This window comes from Marinomonas hwangdonensis (assembly GCF_003721245.1).
GTDB lineage: Bacteria > Pseudomonadota > Gammaproteobacteria > Pseudomonadales > Marinomonadaceae > Marinomonas > Marinomonas hwangdonensis.
On record NZ_RIZG01000004.1, the window covers coordinates 113329 to 125504 of the forward strand.

Consider the following 12176-nt stretch of genomic DNA (forward strand, 5'->3'; position numbering starts at 1 on the left):
TATGAGTCAGCTTAACCTCACAGCAGATCAAATTTTAGCTTTTGCTGTTGAAGCATTGGAAGATGTGAAAGGCGATAAAATAACCGTACTAAATGTCACGAACCACACTGACATGATGGATTACATGGTAATTTGTACAGGAACTTCCAAGCGTCATGTAAATGCGCTAGGACAAAATGTCTTTGAACATTTGAAAACACAAGGTCTTCAGCCGCTTGGCTCAGAAGGTCGTGGTATGGGCAGTGACTGGGTGCTGGTCGATTTGCATGATGTTGTTGTTCATGTGATGACAGATGAAGCGCGCGCCTTCTATGATCTCGAGAAATTGTGGGATATTAAGCCAGAAACGATCTAAGGATATCTTGATGCGTATTCGTTTAATTGCGGTTGGTCATAAAATGCCCAAGTGGGTGGTCGAAGGTTACGATGAGTACGCGAAACGTTTGCCTAAAGACTTTGCATTGGAACTTCTTGAAATTCCAATGTCACCTCGTGGGAAAAATACTGACATTGCAAAGGCGATACGAAAAGAAGGCGACTTAATGCTTGAGGCAATCCCTTCTTCTGACAAGGTCATCGCTATGGAAGTGCTGGGTAAGGAATGGTCCACCGATCAACTGGCGGACCAAACAGAGCAATGGCGCATGGATGGTTACAACGTTAGCTTACTGGTGGGTGGTCCTGATGGTCTTGATCCTAGGTGCACGGCTCGTGCTGATCAAGTTTGGTCTTTGTCTCGTCTTACGCTGCCTCATCCCATGGTAAGAATATTATTGGCTGAGCAAATCTACCGAGCTTGGACTTTAATGAATAATCACCCATACCATCGATAAGGTGAAGTAGGTGAGTCGTCGGCATCAGAATTTTCGCAATTACCGCCAAGAGCAACGGCTAACGCAAAATCGCGTTATTGCGTCTGCTATTTTTGTGTTGATTATGATGGCCGTACTTCTAGCAAGATTGTTTTATTTGCAAGTTGTACAGCATGAGATTTATCAAACCAAGGCCGATGATAATCGAGTCATGCTGATCACAGAGCCGCCGCCAAGAGGGCTTATATACGACCGTAATGGACTAGTATTAGCGGATAATAGGCCCATTCACAGCTTAACCGTGATCCCAGAACGCGTTGAAGACATCAAAACACTAAGAGAAACCCTCTCCGCCACCATTGATATTACTGACAGCGAATGGGATGACTTTAATAACCGGTTATCCGAATATCGGCGTCCTTATCAGTCTATCACCCTTAAGTCACAACTGACTGATGAGGAGTGGGCTAAAATCTCTGTTGACCTTTATCGATTACATGGTGTGCAGGTCGAAGCGCAACTGACGCGCTATTATCCTTTTGGCGAGGCGTTTGCCCATGCTGTTGGCTACGTTGGCCGCATCACAGCAAACGATTTACAGAAAGTGGACCGGCTGGTTTATCAGGGAGCCTTGTTTATCGGTAAAACAGGTATTGAGGACTTTTATGAAGACACTCTTTTTGGTCAGCCGGGCCTCAGTAAAGTAGAAGTTAACGCTCGCGGTCGTATTATGTCCGAATTAGAGCGACAGAATCCAACGCCAGGTAAAGATCTGCACTTACATCTTGATGCTAGGTTGCAACAATATGCTCACGATCTTTTGGGGGATTATAAAGGGGCTGTGGTTGCCATCGATCCGAAAACTGGTGGTGTGTTGGCGCTTGTCTCTAAGCCAAGTTTTGATCCCAACATGTTCGTACAAGGCATTTCTTATGGTAATTATTCTGTATTACGTGAATCAAATTCGCTTCCTTTGTTTAACCGGGCAGTAAGAGGTGGTTACCCACCAGCTTCAACTATAAAACCTTTTATGGCGTTAGCGGGTCTCGAATATGGTTTCTCTTCGTGGACAGAGCGTTATTTTGCTAGTGGTTTTTATCAAATTAACCCAGGTGGCCGTCGTTATCGTGATTGGAAGAGAACTGGTCATGGTTGGGTTGACTTGGAGCGCTCTGTTATTGAATCTGTTGATACTTATTATTATCAGCTAGCTCATAAAATGGGGATTACTCCGATACATAACTTTTTATCTCGCTTCGGTTTTGGAGAATCAAGATTGCTTGATATGTATGGCAGTAGCAGTGGCTTATTGCCATCCAGTGAATGGAAAAGAGCCAAATACAATGAATCTTGGTATCCAGGAGACTCTGTGAACGTTGGTATTGGTCAAGGCTTTATGGTGGCTACGCCGATACAGATGGCTTCTGCTACCGCAATAATAGCCAATCGAGGTGAGTATCATTATCCTAGGTTGGTGGACAAGGTAGGTGATGAGCCTATCGAATTTGATGATAAAGTGGGTCAATTACACAAAATTACGCTTAAAAACCAAGGTCATTGGGAAAGGATGGTGGTTGCCATGCGTAAAGTTATTACCGACGATAAAGGGACTGCACGCCGTTTGCAGGGAACCGAATACAGTATTGCGGGTAAGACAGGTACGGGGCAGGTTTTCAGTTTGAGAGAAGACGAGGAGTATGACGCTGAAGCCCTGGAAAAACGCTTACATGACCATGCTTTGTTTATGGGCTTTGCTCCCGCTGAGGCACCAAAAATTGCGGTGTTTTCGATTTTTGAAAACGGCGGCAGCAGTGGTAAACCTGCTGATTTAGCCAAACTCCTCTTTGATGCCTACTTATATGATGATTTTCCGACGCGCTATGACTATCTGAAAGGAAGTAATCATGAAAGATAGTCTTTATAAAAGAGTCATTGCCTTTACAAATGCTCGTTTGTGGCAGCTTGTGCACGTTGACGTATTGCTTGTAAGTGCTTTGATGATTTTGGTCACGGGTGGCCTTTTTATTCTGTATTCCGCGTCAGGGCAAAATATTGACATGGTAGAGCGGCAAATATTCCGACTGACGCTTGGTTTGGGGGTGTGTTTAGCTCTAGCGCAGTTACAACCGAAATATTTAAGACGCGCTTCACCGCTCTTGTTTGTCTTTCTAGCCTTGTTATTAATTGGCGTATTGCTATTCGGAGTGGGGGCAAAAGGTGCTCAGCGGTGGTTAGCTTTGCCAGGAGGTTTGCGTTTTCAGCCTTCTGAGTTTATGAAAATAGTCATGCCAATGATGATTGCTTGGTACTTTTCTGATCGACAGCTGCCCCCAAGTTTTAAGCAGATCCTTGTCGTAATTGCTTTAATTTTTATTCCTGTGTTGATGATTGCAAAGCAGCCAGATTTGGGCACTTCTTTAATTGTCGCAGTGTCAGGTTTGTTTGTTCTATTTCTTGCTGGATTAGGCTGGCGTTACATCATAGGTGCGGCTGCTCTGGCACCAATTGGTGGTTATGTTTTATGGCAATTCATGCATGGTTACCAGCGCCAAAGAGTGCTGACGTTCTTAAATCCTGAAAGCGATCCTCTTGGTTCCGGCTGGAATATTATTCAGTCTAAGACCGCGATTGGGTCAGGGGGTATCGATGGAAAAGGCTGGCTAGAAGGTACTCAAGCTCAGTTGGATTTCTTACCAGAAAGTCACACAGACTTTATTATTGCTGTTTTAGCGGAAGAATTTGGCTTATTGGGTTGCGCAGCATTATTACTGGCGTATTTTTTGGTTATCGCTCGTGGTTTATTCATCGCTGCCAATGCAGAAGACAATTATGCTCGGCTTTTGGCCGGCAGTTTAACCCTTACATTTTTTGTGTACATGTTTGTAAATATTGGCATGGTTTCAGGTATTTTGCCTGTTGTTGGGGTACCCTTGCCTTTGGTGAGTTATGGTGGAACATCGATAATTACCATAATGGCTACATTTGGGATTTTGATGTCAATACAAACACATAAGAGAGCAAGGTGATGATTAAACAGACTGCATGTTTATTATTAGCCCTTAGTCTAGCGGCCTGTAGCGGTGTAGATCAGTCTGCACAAGCCTTGGGGACAGGTGTTAGTCCTTTACTTCTTGAAGATAAGCCAGAGCAATGGGCGGATTCTTATGCTGGAAACCCAGAAGTACAGCTTTTTATTGATCGGTTGGTGAAAGGGTATGGCTTTGATAGAGAGCGTTTAGAGATAGCATTTTCTAACATTAAGCAGCGACCTAACGTTATTGAAAAATCTGACAATCAACCAGAGGTTTTGATACCGTATTTTGAATACAAAACGCGTTTTGTAAATGAAGATAGAACGAAAATGGGTCAAGAATTTGCAGTACGTAATCAATATTGGTTGCGTAAAGCTGAACAGGATTTTGGTGTTGAGCCTAATATTATTGTCGCGCTTATTGGTGTAGAAACCTATTACGGCAGAATAACAGGTTCAAGAGATGTGTTTACGTCTTTGACAACGTTGGCTTTTGATTATCCGCGTCGCAAAACGTATTTTCAAAGTGAATTGGAAGCGTATTTGTTACTTTCTCGTGAAAATGATTGGAACATTGGTGGCACAAAAGGGTCATACAGTGGTGCGATGGGGATGGTGCAGTTTATGCCCAGTAATTATCGCGCACTGGCAATAGATTATGACAAAAATGGTCTCATAGATTTATGGAAATCAGATGCGGACGCAATTGGGAGCGTGGCAAATTACCTTAGGCATCATGGCTGGCAACCAGGGCAACCTTGGTTTGTCACAGCGCAGGTTGCCAACCCAAGCGACGTCGAAGAGTTTGTAAACCGTGGTAGAAAGCCAAACAAAGATTTTGCCACTTGGTCATCGCTGAACGTTTTGCCAACGCAGTCTTTTATCCCACAAAAAACCGGTCTAATCGGTTTAAGAACAGGGCCAGACGACATGTCGTACTGGCTGGCTTATGAAAACTTTTTTACCATCATGGATTATAACCCTAGTAGGCGATATGCCATGTCGGTATTAGAACTTGCTGAGAGTATAGGACGCTATGAAAGCCATTAACATGCTGTTTTTATCCAGCGTCAGTTTGCTGGTTTTGAACGGATGTATGAGTACAGAACACGTGTTAGGTGAACGCAAAATTGACTATGACAAGGCGTCAGGTGGTGGGCGTTATTCGATATTGCAAGATCATGCCCCAACGGGAGATATAAACGTTGATCACCTCCCAGACATCGTTCCTCAATGGGAACCGAAAAGTCGTGGTGGCAATAAAAGTCCTTACGAAGTTTGGGGGGAAAAGTATTGGGTAATGGATTCCGCTGAAGGGTATGTTGCTGAAGGTACGGCGTCTTGGTATGGCAATAAGTTTCATGGTCATAAGACGTCAAATGGGGAAATATATGATATGTATGCGTTTTCCGCTGCTCATAAATCCTTACCCTTGCCGAGTTTTGTTAAAGTAACGAATTTAGATAATCAACGTTCTATTGTAGTTCGGGTAAATGATCGCGGGCCATTTCATGGCGATCGCTTAATTGATCTGTCCTATGCGGCGGCGGCTCGATTGGGGTATCACAAGAAAGGATTGGCGCGTGTAAAAGTCGAAGCGATCACACCAGTTAAAGGGGGAAGTTCTCCTTCTGTAACGGATGTTAAGGTAGCGAGTTCGTCGAATAAATCGGTCTCAACCACCAGTAATACAGCAACGCCATCTACAAAGGCTACATTGATTTTTTCTCACCTTCAAGTGGGAGCTTTCAGTACAGATGTGCCAGCGAATGACTTGAAGCGTCGTTTATTTGAAGCGTTTGATACACGTGTAAACGTGTCAGTTAACAAACAAAGTGATGGCTTGTATAGGGTCTTACTTGGACCTTTCGATGGTGATGCTAGCCTATCTCAATGGCAACAAGAGTTACAGCAAGCTGGTTTTGGTAGCCCTGTGAGAGTGGCATTGATACCTTGATATTTTTCCAAGCTAGAATGTCACTGACTCTCTAGTATTATTTTTAATAACCTAAGAAGATGAAATTTTTACTATGAAGACACTTCTGAAAACGCTCACCTTTATGCTGAGTTTGTCTATCAGCTCCGTTTTTGCATCGCCAAATCTTATTCCGGCGCCGCCGCAGTTATCAGCTAGCAGCTATATCTTGATGGACGCTTACACCGGTGATGTTCTGGTTGAACACAATTCAAATATGATCGTGGAACCCGCGAGCTTAACAAAGCTCATGACGGCTTATATTGTTGAATACGAGCTGGCGAGAGGTAATTTGGCTTTTGAGGACATGGTCACGGTAAGTGAAAAAGCTTGGCGCATGGGAGGTTCACGAATGTTTATTCGTGAAGGGACGCAAGTATCCATAGAAAATCTACTGCGAGGAATCATCATTCAGTCTGGTAATGATGCGAGTGTTGCTGCTGCAGAATATATTGCTGGTAGTGAATCAGCGTTTGCCGATCTGATGAATCAGCATGCTAAGTTATTAGGGATGAATAACACGAATTTCGTAAACGCTTCTGGATTTCCCGCAGAAAATCATTATTCCACCGCTTATGACATGGCACTAATTTCTCGTGCAACTATTTTACAGTTTCCTGAAAACTACAAAATGTACGCAGAAAAAGAATTTACCTATAACGACATTCGTCAGCCCAATCGAAATCGTTTGCTATGGCGTGATAAAACAGTAGATGGCTTGAAAACAGGTCATACTGAAGCAGCTGGCTATTGCTTAGCAGTTTCAGCTGTAAGAAACGGTACGCGAATGATTGCCGTTGTTATGGGCACAAAATCAGACGAAGCGAGAACCGCTGAAGCGCAGAAGCTTATGGATTTCGGTTTTCGATATTATGAGACTCGCAAGCTCTATAGTCGTGGTCAAGTAGTTAATAACGCTCGTGTATGGGGTGGAAAGCAATCTAGTGTTAAAGTAGGCTTTGATGAAGACGTTCTGGTCACTATGCCGCGTCAACAAGGCCAAACATTGCCAGCGACTTTAGAAATGCAAAAAGAGCTCGTTGCACCTATTGCTGTGGGTGATGTACTGGGATCTATTGTTGTTGGCTCTGAGGGTAACATTGTTCTGGAACGTTCTGTGGTGGCTTTAGAGGCGGTAGAGGCAGGTGGTTTTTTCAAGCGCATGTTTGATAGAATCAAGCTTTTCTTTATGAACTTATTTTAGATTCTTGTGAGTGAGCGATAGTTTAATGGCACTAATTACAAAAGACGGTGATCAAACTGAAAACGCAGTGGGAGCACCTAAAATAGAGTTTCCATGTGATAACTATGTTATCAAAGTGGTGTCACTGGATGTTGACGGGATCCATTCTACTATTACTGATTGTATGAAGGTTCACGCCCCTGAGATGGATGTGAACGCTGAAGGTACGAACCGCTCCAGTAAGGGGCGCTTCGTGAGTTTTAGCTTTCGCATTCTGGCTCACAGCGAAGATCAGTTATCCGCATTACATGCGGATTTAATGGCGATTAAAGCGGTTAAGATGGTTTTATAAATGACGTTAGAGCTAATTTGCCGTGATTTGGGAGTGATTGACTACTCTGATACATGGGAAAAAATGAAGAGTTTTACTCAAATACGCGGCAAAGACGATCCGGATGAAATCTGGTTACTTGAGCACCCGTCACTGTTTACTCAAGGTCAAGCAGGTAAACAAGAACATCTTTTGGCACCAGGTGACATCCCAGTGATTCAGGTTGATCGCGGCGGGCAGGTTACTTATCATGGACCTGGTCAATTAGTGGCTTATGTGATGGTTGATTTAAAGCGACTCAAGATAGGTGTTCGTGACCTAGTTACTGCGTTAGAAAATTCCGTAGTAGCGACATTAGAGCTAAATTCTATTGAGGCCTATGCTAAGCCCGATGCCCCTGGGGTGTACGTTGATGAGCAGAAAATTGCTTCCCTGGGTCTTCGTGTACGAAGAGGCTGTTCATTTCATGGCCTCGCGTTGAATGTGGATATGGATTTGTCTCCTTTTGATCGCATCAATCCTTGTGGCTATCAGGGACTTAAAATGGTGGACATGAAGCGTCTTAACCATTCGGTAGAAATGTTTTTGGTTAAAGAGCAGCTCGCTAATAAGCTGGCGGGCTATCTTGGATATTCTGCCCCAAGGATTCAGAAAGATTGGTGGTAAGAAAAAGAGTGATACTCGGTTTCACGTAATCGGTAACACAAATAATACTAAAGCGGAGCTAAGATGTCTTTTTAGCACCGTTTTTTTTGCTAAAAAATGCACGTGATGCAGTATTTGTATCATAGAGTGGTGCTTTTATTTCGATAACAGTACCCCTCTTTTTAGACACAAAACTTTGGAGACACTATGAAGCCTTGGTCAATTAAAGATTCCATGGAACTTTACAACGTAAGTCACTGGAGCAGCGGCTTTTTTTCTATTAACGACAAGGGCCGTGTTATTGCTTTGCCTGACCGAGAGAATAGCATCGATTTAACAGAGTTGTCGGCGGCTCTAAAACAACAGGGTATTCCTTATCCTTGCTTGGTTCGATTCCCAAACATTTTGCATTCGCGTATTGAAAAAATTACGAATTCTTTTCAGCAAGCAATAGAACACTATGAATATCAAGCGGAATACGCGATTGTTTATCCGATTAAAGTTAACCAGCAGCGTCGTGTTGTGGAAGAAATTGCTGCCTGTGAGCTAGATAACCCGTCAAAAGTGGGTTTAGAGGCCGGCAGTAAGCCAGAGTTAATGGCTGTTCTTGCCATGCATAAAAATGCGGATGGCATCATTGTCTGTAACGGCTACAAAGATCGCGAGTTTATCCATCTAGCCTTAATGGCGGAAAAGATGGGTCATCAGGTATTCATTGTTGTCGAAAAAATGCACGAATTGGACTGGATTCTCGAAGAAGCAGATAAGATTGGCGTGCAACCACGAATTGGTATTCGTATTCGTTTAGCGTCAACATGTACCACGCACTGGGGTAACAGTGGGGGCGAAAAATCTAAGTTTGGTCTAACGACGTCTCAATTATTAAGAGCAATTGAGCGTCTGAAGGAATTGGATTTATTGCATTGCCTTGAATTGATTCATTTTCATTTAGGTTCGCAAATCACGCGTATTCGTGACATTCAAAAAAGTTTGAAAGAGTGCGCACGTTATTACGCTGAGTTGCATCAAATGGGCGTTAAGGTCAAATGGGTCGATGTAGGTGGTGGTCTGGGAGTGGATTACGAAGGTACCCGTTGCCAAAATGACTTTTCCGCAAACTACAGCATTGGCGAGTACGCTAACAACGTCGTTTTCGCGTTTCATAACGTCTGTGAGCAATACGAGTTACCGCATCCAAATCTGATTTCGGAATCTGGACGCGCCGTGACGGCGCACCATGCCATGATGATTGCTGACGTTTTTTCTCACGGTGCTGAACTGCTTCCCATTGAAGAGCCCAGTGAGAATAGCGAACTGGAATTGCAAAGGTTGTGGGCCTCTTATCAAAGTTTGAAAGGGGAAAACGATGAAGACAGCCGCTCATTGGTTGAGATATATCATGACTTATTGGATGATTTTAACGACAGCCTAACATTGTATAATCATGGCCAATTGAACCTTTCTCAACGTGCTCAAGCGGAAAACTTGTTCTTAGGCGCATGTCGAAACCTTTTACCAAGATTGGACAATCGTAACCGTGGCCACCGCCCTGTTATTGATGAACTGAACGAAAGATTGGCCGAAAAATTGTTTGTCAATTTGTCCGTGTTTCAATCTATGCCTGATGCGTGGGGGATCGATCAGTTGTTCCCCGTTTTGCCGCTTCAAGGTTTGGAGCAAGCACCTTCTTTTCGAGGTAAGATTCAAGACGTTACCTGTGACTCTGATGGTTGTCTCTACAGTTACGTAGATGGACAAGGTATTGAGTCTTCTTTGCCTTTGCCACCGCCACCACCGAAAGGCGAAGATTACTTGATGGGCTTCTTCTTAGTGGGTGCGTACCAAGAGACCTTGGGAGACTTGCATAATTTGTTTGGTGATACCTGCTCTGTTGATGTCTATTTGACCGACGATGGTTTTAGAATCGATCATGTGTTGAAAGGCGACAGTGTGCAGGATGTGCTTAAGTACGTCAGTTACAACGAGCACGAATTGATGAAACGTTATGAGAATAAAATTGCTGTAAGCCCATTGTCTCAACCTGAGCAAGAAGCCCTGTTGGCTACCTATAAAAAGGTCTTGGATGGAACAACGTATCTGACGCAAGTTTAATGCTGTTTTTTATCAAATGTTAATCGAGTGTTCAGTCGTTTTATTACTTTGGAGTGATATATGAGTACAGTAAAAGTCGCCTGTGTGCAGATGTCAGTTGGAACCGATTTCCAAGCAAACTTAGACAATGCCGTGGCTCAAGTGCGTGAGGCGGCTGCCCAGCAAGCCAATATTATCTTGTTGCAAGAATTGTTTATGGGGCCGTATTTTTGTATTGATCAGAAGCCAGCCTATTTTGATTGGGCGCAACCTGTCAATGATTGCTTAGCCATTCGTACCATGAGCGAGTTGGCGAAGGAGTTAGGTGTGGTTCTTCCTATCAGCTTCTTCGAACGTGATGGTAATGTGTTTTATAATTCGCTGGTGATGATTGATGCTGACGGCAGCGTTTTAGATTTATACCGTAAAACGCACATTCCAGACGGTCCAGGCTACCAAGAAAAATATTACTTTACCCCTGGCAACACTGGGTTAAAGGTATGGGATACCGCTTTTGGGCGTATTGGTTGTGGTATTTGCTGGGATCAGTGGTTTCCAGAGTTGGCGCGTGAGCTGGCTTTGAAAGGGGCAGAATTGATTTTCTATCCTACGGCTATAGGTTCCGAGCCTGCTTACCCAGAATGGGATTCCAAAGATCACTGGCAGAGAACCATGCAAGGGCATTCTGCTGCGAATATGGTGCCAGTGATTGCAGCAAACCGTGTTGGTCGTGAAGAAGGCGAAAACAGCTTTATTCAGTTTTACGGTTCCTCATTTATGACGGATGAAATGGGCGCCATGAAATGTGTGGCGGATCGCGACGAAAACACTATTTTATACTCAGAGTATGATTTAGAGGCTATTCGCAAGGCGCGTCGTTCTTTTGGTTTGTTCCGAGATCGCCGTCCTGATCAGTATCACGCTATTACTTCTGGTGCGGGCAGCACATGGGAAAAGTGATGATGGCTTTTTCATTGGCTTAGTCCATGTTTAAAAGAAAAAAATGCCCGCTTAATGCGGGCATAATTTTTATTCCACTGTGATTGGTAGAAGGGGAGAATACCAATCAACTAGAACAACTTTGCTTAATTTTTCCAGCTTAACGTTTTCCCTTTTCACGTTGATCCTCCTTAATTGTAGTCACAGACCAACGAATCTGCCGAGATTATCAAATACAGAGGTTGCTGACGTGCTATCGAGAGCCTATGACACTATTTAGTCCAGATCCTGACACACCGTGCTTTGCTGTTATTCTGACCAGCCAACGTCAAATCAATGACATCCACTATCGCCTTGTCTCAGAGAAAATGCTGGAGCTTGCGTCAGATCAGCCTGGCTATCTTGGCTCCCAATACAGTCTTGGAGAGGTTGATCATTTAGTGACTTACTGGCGAACGCTGGCTGAAGCGGAAGCTTGGCGCACATTAGACACAATGTGTCATCTTTTATCTATTGGTGAGAAGCTCTGGTACGAACAGTACACTCTATCGTCGTTTGAGCTACTAAAGTGTGAGGTTTTTTCACCGCTACCCAATGGGGCTGACACAGTTTATTCGTCACGTTTTCCTCGGCTACAGTCAAAAAGAGGGGTACTTAAAATTCTTGATATGAACCAAGCTGGGCTTTTATACGATTACGTGAATCAGGAAAAAGCGTTTCTTGCACCTTGGGAACCAAAAAGAAGCGATGCGTATTTTTCCTTAGAAACGTGTCGTTTGCGTATCAAGGCCATGCAGAGAGAGTTTTTAGAAGATACGGGCATTACCTTATGTTTCTTATCTGAGAATGAGGACAAGATGCTTGCTTACAGTCATTATTCTAATCTGCAGCGTGGTGTTTTTCAGTCCTGTAATCTCGGTTACAGTCTACGAGAAAGCGAACAAGGTAAGGGGATAATGAATGAAACCCTAAAATTGGGTATCCAATATCTTCATGAAACCATGCAGATTGATCGAATTCAGGCGGCATACATGCCTAGAAATGCAAAAAGTGCTGAGGTGTTAAGAAAATTGGGGTTTAAAAAAGAAGGGCTAGCGAAACGATATTTGAATATTAATGGCACCTGGGAAGACCATGTGCTGACCGCCTTGGTTTTACGCTAAAAACTC

General features: G+C 43.6%; 12 protein-coding genes. All 12 read left to right on the forward strand.

Annotated elements, in window-relative coordinates; translation table 11 throughout:
- Window position 1: 1 nt before the first annotated feature.
- The 12 genes from rsfS (at window position 2) to EBI00_RS08520 (ending at window position 12170) form a co-directional block, all read left to right on the forward strand.
- Window positions 2-355, forward strand: coding sequence for a ribosome silencing factor (gene rsfS / locus EBI00_RS08465; protein ID WP_123095500.1), 354 nt, complete (start codon window positions 2-4; stop codon window positions 353-355).
- Window positions 356-365: 10 nt separating this feature from the next.
- Window positions 366-833 carry a 23S rRNA (pseudouridine(1915)-N(3))-methyltransferase RlmH gene (gene rlmH, locus EBI00_RS08470; RefSeq protein ID WP_123095501.1) on the forward strand — a complete coding sequence of 156 codons (468 nt, stop codon included), beginning with the start codon at window positions 366-368 and terminating at the stop codon, window positions 831-833.
- Between the two features lie 10 nt (window positions 834-843).
- On the forward strand, window positions 844-2727 hold the full coding sequence (mrdA, locus tag EBI00_RS08475) for a penicillin-binding protein 2 (protein ID WP_123095502.1): 1884 nt from the start codon (window positions 844-846) through the stop codon (window positions 2725-2727).
- Window positions 2717-3838: a rod shape-determining protein RodA gene (rodA, locus tag EBI00_RS08480; RefSeq protein WP_123095503.1), complete on the forward strand. Its 1122-nt coding sequence runs from the start codon at window positions 2717-2719 to the stop codon at window positions 3836-3838. Before mrdA ends, rodA begins: the two co-directional genes overlap by 11 nt.
- Window positions 3838-4893: a lytic murein transglycosylase B gene (mltB, locus tag EBI00_RS08485; protein ID WP_123095504.1), complete on the forward strand. Its 1056-nt coding sequence runs from the start codon at window positions 3838-3840 to the stop codon at window positions 4891-4893. The genes rodA and mltB overlap by 1 nt, the downstream gene beginning before the upstream one ends.
- Window positions 4880-5800, forward strand: coding sequence for a septal ring lytic transglycosylase RlpA family protein (locus EBI00_RS08490; protein ID WP_123095505.1), 921 nt, complete (start codon window positions 4880-4882; stop codon window positions 5798-5800). The genes mltB and EBI00_RS08490 overlap by 14 nt, the downstream gene beginning before the upstream one ends.
- A 73-nt stretch (window positions 5801-5873) precedes the next feature.
- On the forward strand, window positions 5874-7022 hold the full coding sequence (locus EBI00_RS08495; protein ID WP_123095506.1) for a D-alanyl-D-alanine carboxypeptidase family protein: 1149 nt from the start codon (window positions 5874-5876) through the stop codon (window positions 7020-7022).
- Between the two features lie 25 nt (window positions 7023-7047).
- Window positions 7048-7353, forward strand: a complete 306-nt coding sequence (locus EBI00_RS08500) for an HP0495 family protein (protein WP_123095507.1) — start codon at window positions 7048-7050, stop codon at window positions 7351-7353.
- Window positions 7354-7998: a lipoyl(octanoyl) transferase LipB gene (lipB, locus tag EBI00_RS08505; protein WP_123095508.1), complete on the forward strand. Its 645-nt coding sequence runs from the start codon at window positions 7354-7356 to the stop codon at window positions 7996-7998.
- Between the two features lie 186 nt (window positions 7999-8184).
- On the forward strand, window positions 8185-10089 hold the full coding sequence (gene speA, locus EBI00_RS08510) for a biosynthetic arginine decarboxylase (RefSeq protein ID WP_123095509.1): 1905 nt from the start codon (window positions 8185-8187) through the stop codon (window positions 10087-10089).
- A 60-nt stretch (window positions 10090-10149) separates the two neighbouring features.
- Window positions 10150-11028: an N-carbamoylputrescine amidase gene (gene aguB, locus EBI00_RS08515; RefSeq protein WP_123095510.1), complete on the forward strand. Its 879-nt coding sequence runs from the start codon at window positions 10150-10152 to the stop codon at window positions 11026-11028.
- Between the two features lie 245 nt (window positions 11029-11273).
- Window positions 11274-12170, forward strand: a complete 897-nt coding sequence (locus EBI00_RS08520) for a GNAT family N-acetyltransferase (RefSeq protein WP_123095511.1) — start codon at window positions 11274-11276, stop codon at window positions 12168-12170.
- The last annotated feature ends 6 nt before the right edge of the window (window positions 12171-12176 follow it).